We start from the raw sequence: 21,000 nt of genomic DNA on the forward strand, positions 1-21,000 counted from the left end.
TTCCCGTTCCAAACGCTGACAAGGAATCCTTCCATGCACATCACCGGCGACATGCTGATCGGCGCGCAAGCCGTGCGCGGCACCGAAGCCCTGCTGCAGGCCATCAATCCCGCCACCGGCGAAGCCCTGGGCCCTGACTTCCATGGCGGCGGCCAGGCCGAGGTCGAGCGCGCCTGTGCGCTGGCCGAAGCCGCTTTCGACACCTACCGCAACACCACGCCAGAGCAGCGCGCGGCCTTGCTCGAAGCCATCGCCACCGGCATCGAGGCGCTCGGCGACACGCTGATCGAACGCGCCCACCTGGAAAGCGCGCTGCCGGTCGCGCGCCTGCAGGGCGAGCGCGGCCGCACCGCCGGCCAGCTGCGCCTGTTCGCCACCGTGCTGCGCGAAGGCCGCTGGCAGCAGGCCACCTTCGACCCCGCACTGCCCGAGCGCAACCCGCCGCGCCCGGACCTGCGCATGCAGCGCATCGCCATCGGTCCGGTAGCAGTGTTCGGCGCCAGCAACTTCCCACTGGCGTTCTCCGTGGCCGGCGGCGACACTGCCTCGGCGCTGGCCGCGGGCTGCCCGGTCGTGGTCAAGGCGCACCCGGCGCACCTGGGCACGTCGGAACTGGTGGGGCGCGTGATCCAGCAGGCCGTGCAGGACGCGGGCCTGCCCGAAGGCGTGTTCTCGCTGCTGGTCGGGGCGGGCAATGCCATCGGCACGGCACTGGTCACGCATCCGGCAATCCAGGCGGTGGGCTTCACCGGCTCGCGCGCCGGCGGCCTGGCGCTGATGCAGGCCGCCCAGCGCCGCCCGCAGCCGATCCCGGTGTATGCGGAGATGAGCAGCATCAATCCGGTGTTCCTGCTGCCCGCGGCGCTCGATGCGCCCGGCGAGGACATCGGCCGCCAGCTGGTGGATTCGCTGGTGATGGGCGTCGGCCAGTTCTGTACCAACCCCGGGCTGGTGATCGGCATTGAAGGCCCCGCGCTCGACAAGTTCCGCGCCGCGGCGCTCGGCGCGCTGCAAGGCAAGCCGGCGGCGACCATGCTGACGCCCGGCATCCATGCCGCCTTTGAGCAAGGCGTGGCGCAGCTGTCGTCGCTCGACGGCCTGCAACGCATTGGCGATGGCGTCGACGGCAACGGGGCCAACCAGGCGCGGCCAGTAATGTTCGAGACCACCGCGGCGCAGTTCATGGCGGATCACCGGATGCAGGCCGAGGTGTTCGGGCCGTCGACGGTGCTGGTGGTATGCCGCGATCTCGAAGAGATGCTGGCGGTGGCGCGACAGCTTGAAGGCCAGCTGACGGCGACGATGCAGCTCGACGATGCCGACCACGCGGCCGCGCGGCGCCTGCTGCCGGTGCTGGAACGCAAGGCCGGGCGGGTGCTGTGCAATGGCTACCCGACTGGGGTCGAGGTTGCCTATGCGATGGTGCATGGCGGGCCGTTCCCGGCGACTTCGGATGCGCGTTCGACTTCAGTGGGAGCGACAGCGATTGACCGGTTCTTGCGGCCGGTTTGTTATCAGAACCTGCCGCAGGCGTTGTTGCCGGAAGCGGTGAAGGGTTGATCGCGCAGGCCCCGCAGTGCGCGGGGCTTTTTTCTTATTGGGGGGTCTTCGCTAGATTTGGGAAGCCCTGCTTTGGCTTGCTGCCATGCGGTCGGTTGTCGCCCTTGGCAACAACAAAAACACCCCGCAAATCTGCGAAGAACCAGCTACGGCCCGCGAGCCCAGATCAAGCCTCCAGCTTGATCCCCGCCTGCTTCACCACCCCCGCCCATCGCGCCTGCTCGGCAACAAAGAACTTCCCGGTCTCCCCGGGCGTCATCGTCACCACCTCCGCCCCCTGGGCCACCAGCTGCGCGCGCAGATCCGGCGCGCGGATGATGCGGATCAGCTCGCCGCTGAGGCGCGCCACCATCGCATCGGGCATGCTGGCCGGAGCCATCACGCCCTGCCACGTCCCGGATTCAAAATTCGGCACGCCCTGCTCGGCGATGGTCGGCACGTTCTGCAGCAGCGGCATGCGCGTGCGCTTGGACTGGGCGATCAGCTTGAGCTTGCCCGACTGCACGTGCGGCAGCGTGGCCAGCATACCGTTCATCAGCACCTGGGCGCTGCCGCCCACGGTATCGGCAATGGCCTGCGAGCCGCCCTTGTAGGGTACGTATTGCCACTTGGCGCCGGTGGCCTGCTCCACCGCCACGCCGGCCAGGTGCGGCGCGCTGCCGATGGCGGTCACGGCGAAGTTGAGCTGGCTGCGCTGCGACAGCGCCACCAGTTCCTTCACGCTGGCCGCCTGCACCGACGGATGCACCACCAGCAGGTGCGGCGAGTAGGCCAGCATCGACACCGGCTTGAGGTCCTTGGCGATATTGAAGGTCAGCTTGGTATAGACCGACGGGCTGATCGCCAGCGCGCCGATATCGCACAGCATCAGCGTGTGGTTGTCGGTGGCCTGCGCGACCAGTGCCGCGCCGACGTTGCCGTTGGCACCGGGGCGGTTGTCCACCACCACTGACTGGCCCAGCGCCTCGCCCAGCTGCTTGCTGATCAGGCGCGCGATGATGTCTGACGAGCCACCGGCGGTGTACGGCACCACCAGGCGGATCGGGCGGGTGGGCCAGTCCGGTCCGGCGTGCGCCGCCGAGGACAGGCCCGCGAGCGGACCGGCTGCCAGGCCGGCGGCCAGTGCGGAGGATTGCTTGAGGAAGGTGCGGCGTCCCTGGGTCATGCTGTTGTCTCCTGTCGATGACGCGAGCGCCGGCGCGGCACGCTATGCGTGCATGCCCGGCGCGTTCTGTGCTGCAGTGTCTGGGGTTCAGTGCGATGGCTTCAGTCCAGCGCGATCTTGCCCTTCTCGATCACGGTCTTCCAGCGCAGCAGTTCCTGCGCCTCGAACTGGTTGAACTGCTCGGGCGTGTTGGCCACCACCTCGAAGCCGCTCTCGGACAGCTTCTGGCGCATCTTCGGGTCGTTCAGCGACGACACCAGCGCGCCATGCAGGCGGCTCTTCACCTCGGGCGGCAGGCCGCGCGGCGCAGCAACGCCCTGCCACGAGTACACCTCGACGTCCTTAACGCCGGCCTCGGCCATGGTCGGCACATTGGGCAGCACCGGCGAGCGCTTGTCGGAGGTCACCGCCATGGCCTTGAGCTTGCCGGTGCGGATGTGCTGCAGCACGGCGTTGACGTTCTGGAACGACACGTCGACCTGGCCGGCAAGCAGGTCGGAGATGGCCGGGCCGCCGCCCTTGTAGGGCACGTGCAGGCCGTCGGTGGCGCTCTTCTGCCAGAACAGCGCAGCAGTCAGGTGGTCGGACGAGCCCGCGCCGGACGAGGCAAAGCTGACCTTGCCCGGATTCTTCTTCATGTAGGCCACCAGTTCCTGCAGCGTATTGGCCGGGAACTGCGGATTGGCCACCAGCACGTTGGGCGCGCGCACCGCCACGGTCAGCAGGTCGAAGTCCTTGGCCGGGTCATAGGTCAGGTTCTTCTGCAGGAACGGGTTCACAGCATACACGCCGATCGACGCCACCATCATGGTGTAGCCGTCCGCCGGCGCGCGCTTGACAAAGGTGGCGCCGATGGCGCCGGTCGCGCCGGGGCGGTTGTCGATGACGAAGGGCTGGCCCAGCTTTTCATTGAGCGGCACGGTCAGCATGCGCGCGATGGCGTCGCTGGAGCCGCCCGGCGGGAACGGCACCACCACCGATACCGGGCGTTGCGGCCACTCCTGTGGCGCGGCGTATGCGGCGGCGCTCACGGTCAGGGCCGCCACCGTGACGACAGAGCCGAGCGCAAAGGCGCGCAGCCAGTGAGGCAGGCGCAGGGCGCGCTGGCGTTGGAACGTGTACATCGTTGTCTCCTGCAGTGTCTTTATCAGATCAGCCAGCCGTGCCGATCACGGCAGCGGCCGGTTGGGCGTTGCCGGTACTGCGTCAGCGCACCATGCAGGGCGCCTTGTTGTTGAACTTCCAGCCGGGGATCAGGAATTGCATCGCCGCGGCATCGTCGCGTGCGCCCAGGCCCTTGCGCTGGTACAGCTCGTGCGCGCGCGCCAGGGCATCCATGTCGAGCTCCACGCCCAGGCCCGGGGTCTTGGGCACCTGCACCAGGCCGCCTTCGATCCGCAGCGGGTTGCGGGTCAGGTTTTCGCCGTCCTGCCAGATCCAGTGCGTGTCGATGGCAGTGACGCGCCCCGGCGCGGCGGCGGCCACGTGGGTGAACATCGCCAGCGAAATATCGAAGTGGCTGTTCGAGTGCGAGCCCCAGGTCAGGCCCCATTCGGCGCACATCTGCGCCACGCGCACCGAGCCCTGCATGGTCCAGAAGTGCGGGTCGGCCAGCGGGATGTCGACCGACTGCAGCCGCACGGCGTGCCCCATCTGGCGCCAGTCGGTGGCGATCATGTTGGTGGCGGTGGGCAGGCCGGTGGCAGTGCGGAATTCGGCCATGATCTCGCGCCCGGAATAGCCGTCTTCGGCGCCGCACGGGTCTTCGGCATAGGCCAGCACGCCGCGCTTGTCGCGGCACAGGCGCACGGCCTCTGCCAGCGACCAGGCGCCGTTGGGATCCAGCGTTATGCGCGCCTTCGGGAAGCGTTCGGCCAGCGCCAGGATCGCTTCCATCTCTTCGTCGCCGCTCAGCACGCCGCCCTTGAGCTTGAAGTCGTTGAATCCATAGCGCTCGTAAGCGGCTTCGGCCAGGCGCACCACGGCCTCGGGCGTCATCGCCCCTTCATTGCGCAGGCGGAACCACGCGTTGTCGGCATCGGGCTCGGTGCGGTAGTCCAGCGTGGTGCGCTGGCGATCGCCGATATAGAACAGGTAGCCGAGCATCTCCACGGCGTCGCGCTGCTGGCCTTCGCCGAGCAGTGCGGCCACCGGCACCTCGAGGTGCTGGCCGAGCAGGTCGAGCAGCGCCGCCTCGAGCGCCGTCACCGCATGGATGGTGATGCGCAGGTCAAAGGTCTGCAGGCCGCGGCCGCCGGCATCGCGGCTGGCGAATGCCGCGCGCACGCGGTTCAGGATGGACTGGTACTGGCCGATGGGCTGGCCCACCAGCAGCGGCCGCGCGTCTTCCAGCGTCTGGCGGATGCCCTCGCCGCCCGGGACCTCGCCCACGCCGGTGTGGCCGGCGCTGTCGCGCACGATCACGATATTGCGAGTGAAGTACGGGCCATGGGCGCCGGACAGGTTCATCAGCATGCTGTCATGCCCGGCCACGGGCACCACGGTCAGTTCGGTCACGACCGGGGTGTGGGCGGACGCCATGGGGGCGGCGGTTGGGGTCATCTCAGGGTTGTCTCCGGCATTTCCGATGGCGGGCGCAGTATCGTTCACCGGACCATCACTTCGCGTATGTTATCTGTCATCGTATGACTGATAACCCAGTATAATGAGGCCATCTCGAACCGGTCAAGTCCGGGAAACCCCGCCCGTATCCACCATGCCGAACTCCACCTCCGCCCAGTCCGTTCCGCCCGTTCCTGCGCCGCTGCGCCGCCGCGGCCGCACGCTTGCCGAAGAAGTGGTGCAAGCCCTTGGCGAAGAAATCCGCCAGGGCCAGCTCAAGCCCGGCAACAAGCTGCCGACCGAGTCGGAGATCATGGCGTCGATGGGGGTCAGCCGCACCGTGGTGCGCGAGGCACTGTCGCGGCTGCAGGCCAGCGGCCTGGTCGAGACGCGCCACGGCATCGGCACCTTCGTGCTGGCGCGCGCGGCCGAGGCGCCCTCGCCCTTCCGCATCGGGCCGGACGCGCTGGGCACGGCCATGGATGTGATGGCGATGCTGGAATTCCGCGTCAGCCTTGAGGCCGAGGCCGCGGGCCTGGCCGCGTCGCGCCGCACCGACGCGCAGCTGGCCGCGATGCGCCAGGCGCTGGACGAGCTCAAGCGCAGTGCCGGCGCCGGCAACGACGCCGTGGAGAGCGATTTTGCCTTCCACCTGGCGATTGCACGCGCCACCGGCAACCGCTATTTCACCGACATCATGGGCCACCTGGGCACCATGGTGATCCCGCGCAGCCGCCTGCAGGTCAGCACGCCCGAGCGCGAGCAGTACCTGGACCGCGTCAGCATCGAGCACGAGAACATCTACGACGCGATCGAGCGCCGCGACCCGGACGGGGCCAAGGCCGCCATGCGCATGCACCTGACCAACAGCCGCGAACGGCTGCGCAAGGCCTCGGCGCCGGCCGGCGCCCAAGGCTGAGCGACGCGCGCGCACTGGGTGGGTGCGGCCGCCAAGTCATACGATGTCTAATGATATGGACCGAGATCAGGGGGTCAGCCGGCAACGCCGCGCAAAGTCCACCAGCTCCACCAGGGACGAGACCTGCAGCTTACCCATGATGCGTGCCTTGTAGCTGCTCACGGTCTTGTTGCTGATAAAGAGGCTGGCGCTGATGGCCTTGTAGGACATGCCGCGCGCCAGCATCTGCAGCACCACCAGTTCCTTGTCGGAAAGGCGCCGCAGGATCTCCTCATCCGCCGACATGGCCTGGCGCGGCGCGCCGCCGCGGCTGAGCACCGGGAACACGGTATAGCCCGCCAGCACCGCCTCGACCGCACGCAGGATTTCCTTGATGTCCTGGGTCTTGCTGACGAAGCCCTGCGCACCGGCCTGCCATGACCGGCTGATGAACACCGCCGGGTCCAGCGCCGTCACCACCAGAATGCGCACCTGCGGATGGATCGCGCGCAGGCGCGGCGCCACATCCAGCCCGCTGGAGCGCGGGATGTCCAGGTCGAGCAGCACGAGGTCCGGCGTGCGCGCGCGCACCAGCTCGATGGCGCACTGTCCGTTGTCTGCTTCGATCACCTCGTCTACGCCAAGCAGCTGCAGCAGATGGTGCCTGAGCACCAGCCGCATCGCCGGATGGTCGTCAACGATCAGGATGGTTGTCATGCGTGGCTTCGTAGTCCGGGAACGCATCGGCGACGGCGCGCATTCTGCCCGGGCATGGGATGGCAGGGCGATTAACACGCGGGGCGCGATGCTGCGCCAGTATAGGGAGCCGCGGACGCTGGCAGGATGGGAGAAATCGGTTTCGCATGAGGCCGAATCCTAGGCCCGCCTCAGACACGCGCTCATGCCGGAGCACGGGGCCGTGGCGGTGTTGCCCCTGCGCACGGCAGGGACAACGGCAAACAGCCAGTGGTGCTACTCTATTCAAGCGTGTTTCATCCATGGAGAACACTGTGCCTCGCAAGACCCCCATCGAGCGCTACCGCAACATCGGCATCAGCGCGCATATCGACGCCGGCAAGACCACGACGACCGAACGGATCCTGTTCTACACGGGCGTCAACCACAAGCTGGGCGAAGTGCACGATGGCGCGGCCACCATGGACTGGATGGAGCAGGAGCAGGAGCGCGGCATCACCATCACGTCGGCCGCCACCACTGCCTTCTGGAAAGGCATGGCCGGCAACTACCCCGAACACCGCATCAACATCATCGATACGCCGGGACACGTCGACTTCACCATCGAAGTCGAGCGCTCCATGCGCGTGCTTGACGGCGCCTGCATGGTCTACGACGCCGTCGGCGGCGTGCAGCCACAGTCCGAGACGGTCTGGCGCCAGGCCAACAAGTACGCGGTGCCGCGCATTGCCTTCGTCAACAAGATGGACCGCGTCGGCGCCGACTTCTTCCGCGTGCAGACGCAGATCGCCGACCGCCTCAAGGGCCGCGCCGTGCCGATCCAGATCCCGCTGGGCGCCGAGGACCATTTCCAGGGCGTGGTCGACCTGGTCAAGATGAAGGCCATCGTCTGGGACGATGCCAGCCAGGGCGTGCGCTTTGCCTACCAGGACATCCCGGCGGACCTGCTGGCGACCGCACAGGAATGGCGCGACAAGATGGTCGAAGCCGCCGCCGAGGCCGACGAGACGCTGCTCAACCAGTACCTGTCGGGCGAGCCGCTGACCGAGGAGCAGATCAAGCGCGGCCTGCGCAAGCGCACCATCGCCAACGAGATCGTGCCGATGCTGTGCGGCAGCGCCTTCAAGAACAAGGGCGTGCAGAGCATGCTGGACGCGGTCATCGACTACCTGCCCTCGCCCGCCGACGTGCCGGCCATCCTGGGCCACACCGAAGACGACCGCGAAGCCGAACGCCATCCCAACGACGACGAGCCGTTTGCCGCGCTGGCGTTCAAGATCATGACCGACCCCTTTGTCGGCCAGCTGATCTTCTTCCGCGTCTATTCCGGCGTGGTCAAATCCGGCGACACCGTCTACAACCCGGTCAAGGCCAAGCGCGAGCGCCTGGGCCGCATCCTGCAGATGCACGCCAACGTGCGCCAAGAGATCAAGGAAGTGCGCGCCGGCGACATCGCCGCGGCCGTCGGCCTGAAAGAAGCGACCACCGGCGACACCCTGTGCGACCCCGACAAGGTCATCATCCTGGAGCGCATGAGCTTCCCGGAACCGGTGATCTCGCAGGCAGTGGAACCCAGGACCAAGGCCGACCAGGAAAAGATGGGCATTGCGCTGAACCGCCTTGCGCAGGAAGACCCGTCCTTCCGCGTGACCACGGACGAGGAATCCGGCCAGACCATCATCTCCGGCATGGGCGAGCTGCACCTGGAAATCCTGGTCGACCGCATGCGGCGCGAGTTCGGCGTGGAGGCATCGGTCGGCAAGCCCCAGGTGGCCTACCGCGAGACCATCCGCCAGCCGGTCAAGGACGTGGAAGGCAAGTTCATCAAGCAATCGGGCGGACGCGGCCAGTACGGCCACGTGGTGCTCAACCTCGAGCCGATGCCGCACGGCGGCGGCTATGAGTTCGTCGATGCCATCAAGGGCGGCGTGGTGCCGCGCGAGTTCATCCCCGCGGTGGACAAGGGCATCCGCGAGACCCTGCAGTCAGGCGTGCTGGCCGGCTACCCGATCGTCGACATCAAGGCCACGCTGGTGTTCGGCTCCTACCATGACGTCGACTCGAACGAGAACGCATTCCGCATGGCCGGCTCGATGGCGTTCAAGGAAGGCATGCGCCGGGCCAGGCCCGTCCTGCTGGAGCCGATGATGGCCGTCGAGGTGGAAACGCCTGAGGAATTCACCGGCAACGTGATGGGCGATCTGTCGTCACGACGCGGCATGGTGCACGGCATGGAAGACATCGCCGGTGGCGGCGGCAAGATCGTGCGCGCCGAGGTGCCGCTGGCAACCATGTTCGGCTACTCCACCACGCTGCGCTCGCTGACGCAGGGGCGCGCGACGTACACGATGGAGTTCAAGCACTATGCCGAGGCGCCGGCCAATGTGGCTGAGGCGGTGATATCGACGAAGCGGGGGTAATAATGGTTTGCTCCCCTCCCCCGCGTGCGGGAGAGGGGCCGAGGGAAAGGGCCGGCGCATCCACGCGCCCGCGCCCTCCTCCTTCATCGCAATCAGCAGGCCGCCGCCGTCATCTTGAAGATCCCCTGCGCATTCCCGGCATCAAACCCCAGGTCATAACGCTGCGGCGCTGCCGCTTCATCAGCAAAGCGATCGCGCGTGATGAACTCGTAGAACGATCCCGGCACGTCCCGCTCCACCGTCTCGCCGTGCGCGCCGACGAAGGCGCGGCGCACCGTATCCGCGCGGAACGCGGTCTGCTTGACGCGGCCGCTGCGCGAGACTTCGACCTTGTCCTTCATCGGCCGGCCCAGCTGCTTCTGCTGCTCGGCGAGCGCGAACACGTCGTCGACGCGGTCGGTGGCGTGGTTGAAGGCGTTGCCTTCGGTGGCGACCCAGGCCATCTCGGCCGATTCACTGAGCAGCGTTTCATAGTCGGCCAGGCTCGGGGTGGCGTGCTGGCGCTCGAAGCATGGCACCAGCAGGCCGACCAGCTCGGCGCCGTCGGCCAGGTCCAGCGCGCCGTCGCGCTCCAGTTGCCACAGCAGGGTCTGCGCGCGCGGCGTGAGCGGGTCGGCGGAGGTGCCGGTGACGCGGCTGACGGCGGCGCGGAAGGCGTCGCTGAAGCGTTCCGGATGGAATTCGCTGAGGAAGAACTGGGCGATGCCCTCGGGCGCGTCGGCATGCGCGTATGAGCGACCGGTCATGCCGATGCGGTCCAGCGGATAGGTGCCGTTGAGCACGTAGCCGAGCGGGCGCAGGATGCGGGTGAAGGCGGCCTCGCCTTCGGGCAGCGCGCCGTTGTCGCGCCACTTGACCGTGCGCAGCGCGCCGTGGTCGAAAGTGACCTTGCCGCCGGCGGCGGCAACGTCGTCGGTGTAGGCGCGGCCGCTCGGCACGCGCTCGAGGATGCCGCCGAACAGCACCATGTTCAGGGCCTGGGCGATTTCCGCGCGGCTGGCACGGCCCTGCGGGGCCTGCGGCAAATCCGCGGGCAAGGTGACCAGCGCGAGCAGTTGCGCGGCGCGGGCGGCGCCGACGTTGGCGGTGAGAAGCGTGGAGAGATTGGAGGTCATGGGCACAAACAGGTGAGCACTGGGATGGCAGCCGGGCTGGCGACGATACGCGGGGCAGGATAGGGGCACCCCCATGGCGCGCACAAGCGCGCATTGCGCACAACGTTGTGCGTGCGGCGCACGACCGCGGTAGCGGTGCGGCCTGGCGCCGCTGTTTATACTGTCAGCCTTCCTTCCCTCGCAGTCCCATGAGAAACGACATCCCCAACCTGGGCGCGCTGCAGGCCTTCGAGGCCTCGGCGCGGCTGGGCAGCTTTACCCGCGCCGCGGCAGAGCTGGCGCTGACGCACAGCGCGGTGGGGCGGCAGGTGGCGCAGCTGGAGCAGCGCCTGGGCGTGGCGCTGTTCACACGCGTGCGCCGGCGCCTGGAGCTGACCGATACCGGGCGCGAATACGCCGCGCGCATTCGCCGGCACCTGGACCACCTGCAGCGCGACACGCTGGAAATCACCACCGGCCGGGCCATGGGCTACACGCTGGAGCTGGCGGTGGTGCCCACCTTTGCCACTCAATGGCTGATCCCGCGCCTGCCGGACTTTGCGCGGCGCCATCCCAATGTGACGGTCAACCTGGCGGCGCGCTCGCAGCCGTTCTCGTTCCAGGAATGCGCCTATGACGCGGCGATTTATTTCGGCGACCAGTTCTGGCCCGGCACGCGCGGCGGCGTGATCTTCCGCGAAGGCGGCATGGTGCCGGTGTGCAGCCCCGCCTTCCTGGCCGGGCATCCCGTGACCGACGCCGCCAGCCTGGCGCGCTGCCGCCACCTGCACCTGAGCACGCGCGCCAACGCCTGGCGCGACTGGTACGCGGCACAGGGCTGGGCCTATGACCTGGCCGCCTCGCGCGGGCCGCGCTACGAACTGTTCACGATGATGACGGCCGCCGCTACGGCCGGGCTTGGCATCGGCCTGGCGCCGCGCCTGCTGATCGAGCGCGAGCTGCAGACCGGCCAGCTGGTAATCCCGCTGGCGGGCATGCTGGACGAACAGCAGGGCTACTACTTCGCCTATCCGGAGGGCCGGCCCGAATCCGAAGCGCTGGCGGCCTTCCGCAACTGGATCCTGGGCCTGTCGCGCGATGCGCCGGCCACCGCTGCCGGCAACTGATCGCGCCGCCTCGCTGCGCCCGATGACGCACTTTCCGGGGGCATTTGCGCAATGCAGGTAAACTAGCGCCTGTTCGCCGCACCCGGGACGACCCGGAACATGCCTCCCCAGTCATATCGGCCCAGGCCGCCATGACTGCCGTAGTGGGCGCCGGCGAACCCGCTCAATGGCCTTCGGGCCGCTCCCGTGGCGCCGGCAACCGGCGCTGCCCAAGGCTTGCCCGGCAACACTGCCGGCATTCGCCGCCAACCAGGCATCGCCGCCCACTTCGACCTTCGCCCGGGCCCTGCGCATCCGTTGCGCTGCGCCCGATGACGACCCGCGCGCCCCCGCGCGGGACTGGAACCCGCAGGCCATCGGCCTGACGGATCCGCGCCGGCGCGCTGCAAGCACCGGGGCGGGTCGGACTTCCGGAGGAAATCCATGAACCAGACAGCCAGCCACTGGCTGCTGGCGGCCGGGCTTTTGCCTTTCGTCGCCCTTGCCGCCCTCGCCGGCACCAACGCCCACGCCGAGCCAGGCGTGACCCTGTACGGCATCGCCAGCTCCGCCGTGCGCTACACCTCCAACCTGGATGGCCACCACAACGGCCAGGCCGCACTGGTCTCCGGCGGCATGGTCGGCAGCCGCTTCGGCCTGAAGGGCGATGAAGACCTGGGCGGCGGCAACCACGCCATCTTCCGGCTCGAGGCCGGCATCGGCAGCGACGACGGCCGCTCCAGCACAACACGCTGTTCGGGCGCCAGGCCTATGCGGGACTTTCCGGCGACTGGGGCAGCCTGACCTTCGGGCGCCAGTACAACGCGCTGAACAATATTGGCTGGGCCTTCAATCCGCTGGACCAGGGCTGGGGCAATTTCTGGTCCGACCCGCTGTATATCGGCGGCGACATCTTCTTCCAGGACTACCGCATCAACAACAGCGTGGTCTACAGGAAGACCGCAGGACCGTTCACGCTGCAGTTGGACCATGGCACCGGCGAGCAGCCCGGCAGCCTGGCGCGCGGCACCACGCTGGGGGGCGGGCTGATGTTCCAGCAGGGCGCACTGGCGCTGGGCGCGGCCTATGACCAGCGCAAGAGCGCCGACGGCGGCAACACCGTGCGCAACTACTCGGTGGGCGGCTCCTACGCTTTCGGCAAGGCCACGGCCTACCTCGGGCACATGGGCCGGCGCGAATCGGCGGGCGACGCTCGCTTCAATATTGCCTTTGCCGGCCTCGGCTACCAGCTCACGCCGGCGCTGCACGTCTCGGGCGCCTACTACCGCTACTGGCAGGGCGGCAACGTGACCACGCAGTTCCAGGACGTGCCGGCGCTGCTGGGCAGCGGCAACGCCGACAGCATCGCCGTGGTGGCCGACTATGCGTTGTCCAAGCGCACCAGCGTATACCTGGAAGCCGATGCCGTGCACGCGCGCGGCGGCGCGGTCGGACGCGAGACCGAATACTGGGCCGGCGCGCCCGCCGCGGGCGTGGACAGGACCACGCGCGTGGGCGTCATGCTCGGCATGCGGCATCACTTCTGAGGATCGCGGCGGCACCACCGGGTGCCGCTGCAGGAAGGCACGCGGCGCCATGCTGACGCGCCTTTTTTTCCATGCCGCGCGAAAGAATTACCACGGCGGCAGCCGGCAACTTCAGCCCCATGCGTACGGCGCCACAAACGGCGCAGGCATGGTCATTGCGCATGCCATGCATTCCAACGTCCTGCGACAAGGAGCACAGCATGCCGAACCAACCTCCCACCAGTGAAGGCGCGGCCATCATCGGTTCAGGCGTGGGCGAAGGCCCGGGCCCTGAAGTGATGGCGGCATCGAGCCTTGACGGCACCAAGGCCTATTCATCCGATGGCGAACACGTCGGCAAGATTTCCGAGATCATGCTGGATGTGCCGCACGGCCGCATCGCCTACGCGGTGCTGACCACCGGCGGCTTCCTCGGCATTGGCGACACGCTGCACGCCATCCCATGGAATGCACTGGTCATGGACACCGACGAGAAATGCTTCCGGATTGCGGTGACGGCAGACCGGCTCAAATCCGCACCGGGCTTCAACAAGGACAGCTGGCCGAGCATGGCCGATCCCCAGTGGGGCAAGTCGCTGCACGAGTACTACGGCCGCGATCCGTACTGGGTGCCCCCGCCGCTGTAAGGCTGCGCAGGGGCTACATCCAGGTTGCAAGCAGCCAGCGCGCGGCCAGCGCGGCCAGGCCGATACCCGCCACGCCCGGCAGCACGCGCTGCACCGCGCGTGGCGCATAGGACAGGCCCAGCGCCACGGCAAACGCGCTGGCGGTCAGCGTGCCAAGCCACGACACCGTTCCCAGCGGCCCGCCGTCGGCAGCAACGTGGAGCGACCAGGTTAGCGCGAGCGCGCCGGCACCCGCCGCGCGCAGCCCAGCCACCGCGCGCCGCGACGGCATGCTGCCGCGGCCATGGATATCGGCATGGTGGCGGTCAAGCGACAGCGCCAGTGCGGCGAATCCTGACAGCGACAGTGCGAAGGCAGCCAGCATATTCATGCTCATGCGGGCTCCTGTGTGACGGCAGCCACTTCGGCCACCTTCTGCGGCTGGCGTGACGTGCGCCGCGGTGCCGGCTGCCCGCGTCCGACCATCCAGGCCGCGGCTGCCAGCGCTATACCGAGCGTCAGCGTCACCAGGTCGAAGCCAGCCACCGCCGCCGGCCCGCGCCCCTGCAGCAAGGTCACGCCCAGGTGCGATCCGGTGGTCAGGGCGTTGAGCACCGGGACGCCCCCGAACAGCGCCGCACCCACCCACAACTGCGCGCGCCACATGCCACGCGCGGGACGCAGCAGCGCCAGCAGCGCGCAGGCGGCCCAGGCGATGAAGAACCAGCGGATCTCCGCTTCAGGCCGCTGCGCCAGTTCCACCGGCAACAGGCGGTTGGCCCAGAAGTAGCTGGCAAAGGCAATCGGCAGGCCGGCGATGGCGCCGATGTTCAGCGCCTCGACCAGGCGCAGGCCAACGCCGGGCCGAGCACCTGCAGCCAGCGCCTTGGCCTGCTGCTGGCGCGTGCGTACCGCCCACAGGATCGCCCCGGTAGCCACCATGGCGGATCCGGCAAGGCCGCACAGGAAGAACAGCGCGCGCAGGCCTGGTGAAGCAAAGCCGGCGATATGCAGGCCGGTCATGACGCTGCGCGTCAGCTCTGCCGCTGACTTGTCTTCCGCGTACGCGCGCAGCATGGCGCCGCTGGTGCCGGAGAATTCAAGCGTGGACGCATCGTGTGCCAGCGTGGTCGGCTCGGCACGGGTCAGCGCCACGGTGGCATTGGCATCGCCCGGCAGGTTCACGGTGATGCGCCGCGGCGCGGCCCCCTGCCAGCGGCGCTCCGCCTGCGCCACCATGTCTGCCACGCTTGCCAGCGCGGCGGGCGTGCCCGCTGCGCTGGCTGGCCGCGGACGCAGCATCGCCTCGGCCTGGAAAGCGCGCTCGCCGCCGCGATAGGCGGCCTCGATGCCCCAGGGCATATACATGAACAGCAGCGTGACCAGCCCCGTGTAGGTGATCATCAGGTGGAATGGCAGCGCCAGCACCGCCAGCGCATTGTGCGCATCGAGCCAGGATCGCTGGCCCTTGCCGCGCCGGAACGTGAAGAAGTCGGCAAAGATGCGCCGGTGCGTGATGACGCCGCTGACGATGGCAACCAGCATGAACATGGCGCAGAAGCCGGCGATCCAGCGCGCCCACCTGGCCGGCATGTAGTGCAGGTCGAAATGCAGCCGGTACAGGAACTCGCCGCCGCGGGTCTCGCGCGCGGCCTGCAGCGGCGCGCCGGTGGCCGGGTCGAGCAAGCGGCTGTCGAACCGGCGCGGCTTGCCGTCGGCATCGCGCGGCGCCTGGCCCGGCTTGTAGACCCACCGCACGGTGGCGGCCTGGCGCCGATCGTCGGGCAGCGTGATGAACCAGCGCGCGGCATCGGGTGCCTGCCGGCTGAGGTAGCGCACCGCGTTCTGCGCCACCTGCGTGGCCGGCACCTCGGCGGCGGGCGCGGTGCGATGCAGCTCGGGCCGCATCCACAGCGAGATCTCTTCCTTGAAATAGCTGGCGCTGCCGCCGCAGAACATCAGCAGCAACACCCAGCACACCAGCAGGCCGCTCCAGGTATGGAGCCATGCCATCGACTGCCTGAAACCTGCCCGCATCAGCCGCTCCGTCCCACGGCCAGCAACGCCAACAGCAGCGCGGCCGGCAGCGCCAGCCCGGCCCAGGCTCGCCACGCGCTGCGCACCGCGAAGACCCAGACCACCGCCGCGGCATAAACCGCGAAGGACAGCAGCGTGGCCGTCGTCACGGCATCGGGCCGCGCCATCGGCAGCCACACGGACAGGGCCGCGGTGGCCAGCGCCGCCAGCGCGTAGCCGCCAGCAATGGCCGCGACCGCGCGCGAGGCCACCCCGGCGCGATAGCGCCAGCCGGAAGCGTGGGCCTGGCTCATGCCGGCACGCGCAGTACTGCGCCGCAGGCCAGGCCGGCCGTCACGGCTGGGGCTGACTGCAGCGGCATGCCAGAGACGGGGCGGCGATGGCGGGAGGAAAGTCGATACATGGCGCAGGACCGGGGCAAGAAATCGTTACGAATGATAACAATTCGCATTATTACCCTCAAGGTCGTACATTGCGCCACCGGGCCACCCTCAAGAAATGAGGCCACCCGTAAAATTTTCCTTGTAATGAGATCGATTCCCATTTACCATCCGATCACTGCCTGACGCACGACGCACCTCCCGACAGGCAGACCGGCCAGGTCCGGCGCGCCGCGGCACGCGGCAGCAACCGAAGCTGGCAGGAACGACAGGATTTCCGGATGCCGCCGCTGCGGCATTCGACACCGACTTTTGTGGGGACCGCTCCGTCACGCGGAGCGTTTGGCAGTAGCCAGTCTTCGGAAGATCGGGAAAGCAACCAGACCCCGCTTTCCCGATCGCGTCTTCCGGTGACAAGCCAGGCCATCTTTTTATTCCGCGCGTCGTGCAGGCACGGCGCGCCGCCAGGGACGGGGGCGCCAGCACTGGTCCGACCCTGGCGCTTCAGCCTGAAATCCCGCCAAGCCATCGACGCCGCCCGTGCGCGGCGCCAGGCCGGGCGCCGCCCTGCGCGCGGGGCGCCAGCCGCATGCCAATGCCTTCCGCCATGTCATTCGAGAGCACAAACCCGATCCATCTCAAGCGCGCCGGCCTGAAGGCCACCTCGCCGCGCATGCGGATCCTTGAAGTGTTCCGCACCAGCGCCCGGCGCCACCTGAGCGCCGAAGACGTCTACCGCATCCTGCTGACGCAGGACGAGGACGCGGGACTGTCCACGGTGTATCGCGTGCTCAACCAGCTGGTGCAGGCCGACATCCTGCTGCGACACAGCTTCGAGTCCGACCACGCCGTGTTCGAACTCAACGAAGGCGGCCACCATGACCACCTGATCTGCGTCGCCTGCGGCCGCGTGGAGGAATTCCGCGATGAAAGCATCGAGCAGCGCCAGCGCCAGGTAGCCGCCGACAACGCCTTTGTTTTGCGCGAGCACATGCTGGTGCTGTACGGCGTCTGCCCGCAATGCCGGGCCGGCGCCACCGAGGCCGAGCCCACGCCGGAGCTGCCCGCCCGGGCGTAAGCTCGCCGCGCACCTGACGGAGCCATCCATGGAGCGCCTGAACAAGCCCCTGTCCGAACTGAAACGCCTGATCAACCTGTGCCTGCGGCAGGAGCCCGGCTGCCACGACTGCCAGCTGCGCGCGGTCTGCGTGCACCGGCCCGACCACACCGGCTGCAACTGGAGCGCCGAAGTCGATTTCCCCGAACGCAGCGAAGCCGACGCCGTGCGCCACCTGCGCCAGGCACGCCGTGTGGTGATGATGGTGCGCGAGCAGTACAACGTGGCGGCGGGCACGGCGGCACAGGCCTGAGTCAGGGACCTCGCGTCCTGGCTCAGATATCGAGTTGCGCTGCAGTGATGCCGAGTGCGGCGGCAATGCGCTCACGCGAGGTCTTGCGCAGGCGGGTGCTGTTCTCCTGCTGCGCATAGGCTGGCTGTGAAATGCCGAGGCGCACTGCGACGTCTGCCTGGGTCAGGCCAAGATGCTCGCGCCAGGCGCGCAGAGGCGGCACGTCATCGGCTAGCACGCGACGCACGACCGCATGCGGAACCAGATCACTGGCGCGCGCATATTGCGAGAGGTAGTCCCCATAGGGAATCACGACAAACGCCGGCTTGCCATCCGGCCCGATGATCGTCTGGATGTTAGTAGGTGCGTTCATCCCGCTTTCTCACTTCCTGTATTTCCACGATTCGTATCGCTCCGTCCCCGTCGAACAGCACCCGGTAGTTGCCGACTCCGAGCCGATAGCCATAGGCATGGTTGGCTAGCGCTTTGACATGTTGGCAGTTCGGCATATGCCCCAAGTCCTCAATCGCATCAAGGATCGTGGCGCGCATTGGCTTGTCGAGCTTTCGGACTTGCCTCGTGGCCTTCGTTGCCCAATATATCGAGTTCATCACTCGAATATAAGAAATTTATAAGCAATAAAGGCGTTATGGCAATGAATATAAGTTTACTCTTATCCAGAGGCGCTCAACGTTTGACCGCTACACCACCTGCCGGACTGGCGCCGTGCTCCACCCCCGTCACCGGCCGCAACACCAGCCATACCGCCACCCCGATCAGCACGCCACCCGCCGCGTGCGCCCACGACAGTGCCTCGCCCAGGAACAGCGCGCCCCAGACGATGCCGAACGGCGGGATCAGGAAGGTGACGCTCAGCGAGCGCACCGGGCCCAGGTCGGCAATCAGTCGGTAATACAGGATATAGGCCAGCGCCGTGCACAGCACGCCCAGCCCCAGCATGGCCGCCCACACGCCGGCGCCGGCAGCGGGCAGCGTGTTGTGGCGCCACAGCGCGGCGAGGCAGAAGGGCAGCAGGAACACGGTGGCACCGACCATGCTGCCGGCGGCGACCAGCCGGCTGTCTAGCCCGCCGCGCCGCGTGATCCAGCGCCGCGCGAGAAAGCCGGAGAGGCCGTAGCAGGCGGTGGCCGCCAGGCAGGCCAGCGCGCCCAGCAGCACGTCGGTCGAGAACGCCACCGGTCCGGTGCGGGTCAGCACCGCGACGCCCGCCACGCCCAGCAGCACGCCCAGGGCCTTGGCGCGCGTGAGCCGTTCGGAAAACGCCAGCGCGCCGATCAGCACGCCCATCAGCGGGGTCATGGCATTGAATACGGCCGAATAACCGGCCGGCAGCCACAGCGCGGCGATGGCGTACATGACAAACGGGATACCGGAATTGACCACACCCAGCGCCAGCACCGCCGGCCATTTGCCCTGCATATCCCAGCGCAGCTTCAGCAGCGGCAGGCATGCCGCCAGCGTGAGCGCGCCGATCAGCACCCGGACGAACGCGGTCGGCATCGGTCCCAGCGCCGGCACGCCGATGCGGATAAACAGGAAACTGGCGCCCCAGATGGCGGCCAGGGCAAGCAAGCGGGCGAGATCGGCGGGTTTCATCAGGGGAACCGGGAGGCGCGGGTTGGAGGTTGCCGCGATTTGACGCCTGTGCAGCGCATGCCGCAAGCCGGATTCGGACCTGTGCCCCGCCGTCGCCACGATGGCGATCCGCTTTCCGCCAGAAATTTAGGTGATGTTGACTGATTTACGACATTTTCGAGCGCCGCTCCCTGCACAATGTCACGCCAACTCGTCACTTTTCCAATCAAAAGCTTTCATCATCACCCCACGCTGGAGGGGGGCTGTTACCGGCGCGTGACAAGCCGCCTTCGATTAAATTAAACTCTGGTCTGCGCCAGAGTTAATTGACCCCTCCGACGCATTCCCGACAAGCCGCCAGGGCTCCTGGCGGCTTCTTTTTTGTCCGAACGGGTAAAATGCGCCTTGCCCGGCGCATGAGCACTGCCAGTCCAGCAGGATGACAGGTGCCGCGCCACAGGCAACACAACGCCTGCAAACCCCGAGTTCCGGACGGCGCCTGCGTCAACCGGCGCGGCGTCTGCCGCGTTGCCAGTCCACATGAAACGACAGTTCCTGGGCCTGCTGGCCCGCGTCTACGTCCTGCAATTCGCGCTTGAAGTCCCGGCTACGGTGGCCATGCTTGCCGACATGTTGCTGGAATACGGCTTCCAGGTCGATATCGGCTCAGTGCGCCCGTTGCTGCGTGCCCTGCAAATGGAAGGCTATCTGGAAAGCGTGCTGCGCGACGGCATCGGCCGGGTCTATCTGCTGACCGAGCGCGGCCGCGAAGAGCTCCAGGCCAGCCGCCAGCGCATCGACGATCTCTACCGCCGCCTGCACGCCGGCCAGCCGGCCACCGACGAAGTGCCGCACCAGGCCTGATCCGGCCAGGGCGGCCGCCGCGGCGCGGGGAGCGTACCCGTTTCTGCGGGCCATCTCCTCGCCGCCGGGCGCGCCGTGTGCCTTACTTCTTCTCCGCCTTCCCTTCGTAGCGCTTGCTCCATTCAGCCAGGATGCGGTCGCGGTTGTCGCTCGCCCAGCGGAAGTCGTTCTTGATCAGGCGCTTCTCGTAGTCGGCGGGCAGCAGCGCGTCGGGCCTGGCAATGCCGGGCACAGCCAGCACGGCAAAGTTCTTCTCATACAGCGCCATCGCTTCACGCGAGGCCGAGAAGTCAGCCAGCTTGCGCGCGGCGTCCAGGTTCCTGGTGCCCTTGACGATGGCGGTGGCCTCGATGTCCCAGCCCAGGCCTTCGCTCGGCAGCACGATATCGATCGGCGCGCCTTCCTTCTTCGACTTCATGGCACGGTACTCGAACGCAATGCCGATCGGGAACTCGCCCTGCGCGGCCATCTTGCACGGCTTGGAGCCCGAGTGCGTGTACAGGCCGATGTTCTTGTGCAGGGCATCCATGTACTGCCAGCCCTTCTGCTCGCCCATCATCTGCAGCCAGGCGCTGACATCGAGGAAGCCCGTGCCCGACGAGGCCGGGTGCGGCATCACCACCTTGCCCGCGTAGATCGGCTTGGTCAGGTCGGCCCACGAGGCCGGCTTGGGCAGGCCCTGCTTCTGCGCCTCTACGGTGTTGAAGCAGATCGCCGCGCCCCACACGTCCATGCCGACCCATGCCGGCGGACTGGCCGGGCTGCGGTACTTGGCATCGATCGCGGCCAGGTTCTTCGGCGCATACGGGTCGAGCATGCCTTCCTTGTCCAGGATCGCCAGGCTGGAGCCGGCCAGGCCCCACACCGCATCGGCGCGCGGCGCGGCCCTTTCCGCCAGCAGCTTGGCGGTGACGATGCCGGTGGAATCGCGCACCCACTTGATTTCGATATCGGGATGCACCTTCTCGAACGCGGACTTGTAGGCGGCGATCTGGTCGGCTTCGAGCGCGGTATAGACCGTCAGCACGGTGGCGGCGCCGGCGTTGCCGGCCAGCATCGGCAGGGCGGCCGCGGCGGCAAGCGCCGCGACAAGGTTGGTGATGCGGGACATGGTTTCTCCT

The 21,000-nt window shown here is 67.9% G+C and carries 20 protein-coding genes and 1 pseudogene; 9 read left to right on the forward strand and 12 right to left on the reverse strand.

The genetic code is table 11. The features are described 5' to 3' along the window. Nucleotides 1-33 precede the first annotated feature (33 nt). Entirely contained in the window at nucleotides 34-1,560 is a 1,527-nt protein-coding gene (locus AC1Q6V_RS09050; protein ID WP_454751016.1) for an aldehyde dehydrogenase (NADP(+)), read from the forward strand. Nucleotides 1,561-1,726: 166 nt separating this feature from the next. Here the strand turns inward: AC1Q6V_RS09050 and AC1Q6V_RS09055 are convergent, their stop codons facing one another. From AC1Q6V_RS09055 to gudD, 3 genes are all read right to left on the reverse strand, one after another. Further along, nucleotides 1,727-2,725 (reverse strand): Bug family tripartite tricarboxylate transporter substrate binding protein, encoded by a 999-nt coding sequence (locus AC1Q6V_RS09055; protein WP_011616365.1) that lies wholly within the window; start codon nucleotides 2,723-2,725, stop codon nucleotides 1,727-1,729. Nucleotides 2,726-2,826: 101 nt separating this feature from the next. Next, complete coding sequence (locus AC1Q6V_RS09060) at nucleotides 2,827-3,849, reverse strand: Bug family tripartite tricarboxylate transporter substrate binding protein (RefSeq protein ID WP_454751015.1); 1,023 nt, start codon at nucleotides 3,847-3,849, stop codon at nucleotides 2,827-2,829. An 82-nt stretch (nucleotides 3,850-3,931) separates the two neighbouring features. After that, nucleotides 3,932-5,287, reverse strand: a complete 1,356-nt coding sequence (gudD, locus tag AC1Q6V_RS09065) for a glucarate dehydratase (RefSeq protein ID WP_037025823.1) — start codon at nucleotides 5,285-5,287, stop codon at nucleotides 3,932-3,934. A 154-nt stretch (nucleotides 5,288-5,441) separates the two neighbouring features. On the opposite strand from gudD, the gene AC1Q6V_RS09070 reads away from it, so the two are divergent. Next, complete coding sequence (locus AC1Q6V_RS09070; RefSeq protein WP_010814026.1) at nucleotides 5,442-6,206, forward strand: FadR/GntR family transcriptional regulator; 765 nt, start codon at nucleotides 5,442-5,444, stop codon at nucleotides 6,204-6,206. Nucleotides 6,207-6,272: 66 nt separating this feature from the next. On the opposite strand, the gene AC1Q6V_RS09075 is transcribed toward AC1Q6V_RS09070, so the two are convergent. Next, nucleotides 6,273-6,902 (reverse strand): response regulator transcription factor, encoded by a 630-nt coding sequence (locus AC1Q6V_RS09075; protein WP_010814027.1) that lies wholly within the window; start codon nucleotides 6,900-6,902, stop codon nucleotides 6,273-6,275. A gap of 293 nt (nucleotides 6,903-7,195) precedes the next feature. On the opposite strand from AC1Q6V_RS09075, the gene fusA reads away from it, so the two are divergent. Beyond that, entirely contained in the window at nucleotides 7,196-9,301 is a 2,106-nt protein-coding gene (gene fusA, locus AC1Q6V_RS09080) for an elongation factor G (RefSeq protein ID WP_010814028.1), read from the forward strand. Nucleotides 9,302-9,393: 92 nt separating this feature from the next. On the opposite strand, the gene AC1Q6V_RS09085 is transcribed toward fusA, so the two are convergent. Next, nucleotides 9,394-10,416, reverse strand: coding sequence for a DUF1338 domain-containing protein (locus AC1Q6V_RS09085; protein WP_010814029.1), 1,023 nt, complete (start codon nucleotides 10,414-10,416; stop codon nucleotides 9,394-9,396). Nucleotides 10,417-10,604: 188 nt separating this feature from the next. On the opposite strand from AC1Q6V_RS09085, the gene AC1Q6V_RS09090 reads away from it, so the two are divergent. The 3 genes and pseudogenes from AC1Q6V_RS09090 to AC1Q6V_RS09100 all read left to right on the forward strand — a co-directional run bounded on the left by AC1Q6V_RS09090 (nucleotide 10,605) and on the right by AC1Q6V_RS09100 (nucleotide 13,674). Beyond that, a complete protein-coding gene (locus AC1Q6V_RS09090) occupies nucleotides 10,605-11,522 on the forward strand; it encodes a LysR substrate-binding domain-containing protein (protein ID WP_010814030.1) in 918 nt (305 codons plus the stop codon). 423 nt (nucleotides 11,523-11,945) lie between these two features. Then, nucleotides 11,946-13,048: pseudogene (locus AC1Q6V_RS09095) on the forward strand (porin). Nucleotides 13,049-13,248: 200 nt separating this feature from the next. Beyond that, nucleotides 13,249-13,674 (forward strand): PRC-barrel domain-containing protein, encoded by a 426-nt coding sequence (locus AC1Q6V_RS09100; protein ID WP_010814032.1) that lies wholly within the window; start codon nucleotides 13,249-13,251, stop codon nucleotides 13,672-13,674. 13 nt (nucleotides 13,675-13,687) lie between these two features. Here the strand turns inward: AC1Q6V_RS09100 and AC1Q6V_RS09105 are convergent, their stop codons facing one another. Genes AC1Q6V_RS09105 through AC1Q6V_RS09115 form a run of 3 tightly spaced genes read right to left on the reverse strand, consistent with a single transcriptional unit; the run spans nucleotide 13,688 to nucleotide 15,983 of the window. Beyond that, nucleotides 13,688-14,050, reverse strand: a complete 363-nt coding sequence (locus AC1Q6V_RS09105; protein WP_454750642.1) for a DUF3325 domain-containing protein — start codon at nucleotides 14,048-14,050, stop codon at nucleotides 13,688-13,690. Continuing rightward, on the reverse strand, nucleotides 14,047-15,690 hold the full coding sequence (locus tag AC1Q6V_RS09110) for a PepSY-associated TM helix domain-containing protein (RefSeq protein ID WP_454750641.1): 1,644 nt from the start codon (nucleotides 15,688-15,690) through the stop codon (nucleotides 14,047-14,049). The genes AC1Q6V_RS09105 and AC1Q6V_RS09110 overlap by 4 nt, the downstream gene beginning before the upstream one ends. After that, nucleotides 15,690-15,983, reverse strand: a complete 294-nt coding sequence (locus AC1Q6V_RS09115; RefSeq protein WP_454750640.1) for a DUF3649 domain-containing protein — start codon at nucleotides 15,981-15,983, stop codon at nucleotides 15,690-15,692. Before AC1Q6V_RS09115 ends, AC1Q6V_RS09110 begins: the two co-directional genes overlap by 1 nt. A gap of 676 nt (nucleotides 15,984-16,659) precedes the next feature. Between AC1Q6V_RS09115 and fur the strand changes: the two genes are divergently transcribed. Both fur and AC1Q6V_RS09125 read left to right on the forward strand, forming a co-directional pair. Beyond that, the gene (gene fur / locus AC1Q6V_RS09120; protein WP_011616358.1) at nucleotides 16,660-17,148 is read left to right on the forward strand and encodes a ferric iron uptake transcriptional regulator; all 489 of its coding nucleotides are present in this window, start codon (nucleotides 16,660-16,662) and stop codon (nucleotides 17,146-17,148) included. A 28-nt stretch (nucleotides 17,149-17,176) separates the two neighbouring features. Beyond that, complete coding sequence (locus AC1Q6V_RS09125) at nucleotides 17,177-17,440, forward strand: hypothetical protein (protein ID WP_010814037.1); 264 nt, start codon at nucleotides 17,177-17,179, stop codon at nucleotides 17,438-17,440. Between the two features lie 22 nt (nucleotides 17,441-17,462). On the opposite strand, the gene AC1Q6V_RS09130 is transcribed toward AC1Q6V_RS09125, so the two are convergent. The 3 genes from AC1Q6V_RS09130 to AC1Q6V_RS09140 all read right to left on the reverse strand — a co-directional run bounded on the left by AC1Q6V_RS09130 (nucleotide 17,463) and on the right by AC1Q6V_RS09140 (nucleotide 19,036). Beyond that, nucleotides 17,463-17,792: a helix-turn-helix domain-containing protein gene (locus tag AC1Q6V_RS09130; RefSeq protein WP_010814038.1), complete on the reverse strand. Its 330-nt coding sequence runs from the start codon at nucleotides 17,790-17,792 to the stop codon at nucleotides 17,463-17,465. Further along, the gene (locus AC1Q6V_RS09135; RefSeq protein ID WP_058697758.1) at nucleotides 17,776-18,030 is read right to left on the reverse strand and encodes a type II toxin-antitoxin system RelE family toxin; all 255 of its coding nucleotides are present in this window, start codon (nucleotides 18,028-18,030) and stop codon (nucleotides 17,776-17,778) included. The genes AC1Q6V_RS09130 and AC1Q6V_RS09135 overlap by 17 nt, the downstream gene beginning before the upstream one ends. Before the next feature lie 76 nt (nucleotides 18,031-18,106). Beyond that, nucleotides 18,107-19,036, reverse strand: a complete 930-nt coding sequence (locus AC1Q6V_RS09140) for a DMT family transporter (protein ID WP_454750639.1) — start codon at nucleotides 19,034-19,036, stop codon at nucleotides 18,107-18,109. Between the two features lie 519 nt (nucleotides 19,037-19,555). On the opposite strand from AC1Q6V_RS09140, the gene AC1Q6V_RS09145 reads away from it, so the two are divergent. Further along, a complete protein-coding gene (locus AC1Q6V_RS09145; RefSeq protein WP_010814041.1) occupies nucleotides 19,556-19,879 on the forward strand; it encodes a PadR family transcriptional regulator in 324 nt (107 codons plus the stop codon). Nucleotides 19,880-19,961: 82 nt separating this feature from the next. Here the strand turns inward: AC1Q6V_RS09145 and AC1Q6V_RS09150 are convergent, their stop codons facing one another. Beyond that, on the reverse strand, nucleotides 19,962-20,990 hold the full coding sequence (locus AC1Q6V_RS09150; protein WP_454750638.1) for a putative 2-aminoethylphosphonate ABC transporter substrate-binding protein: 1,029 nt from the start codon (nucleotides 20,988-20,990) through the stop codon (nucleotides 19,962-19,964). Nucleotides 20,991-21,000 lie beyond the last annotated feature (10 nt).

The sequence above is a fragment of the Cupriavidus sp. GW823-FHT07B10 genome, from assembly GCF_058794355.1.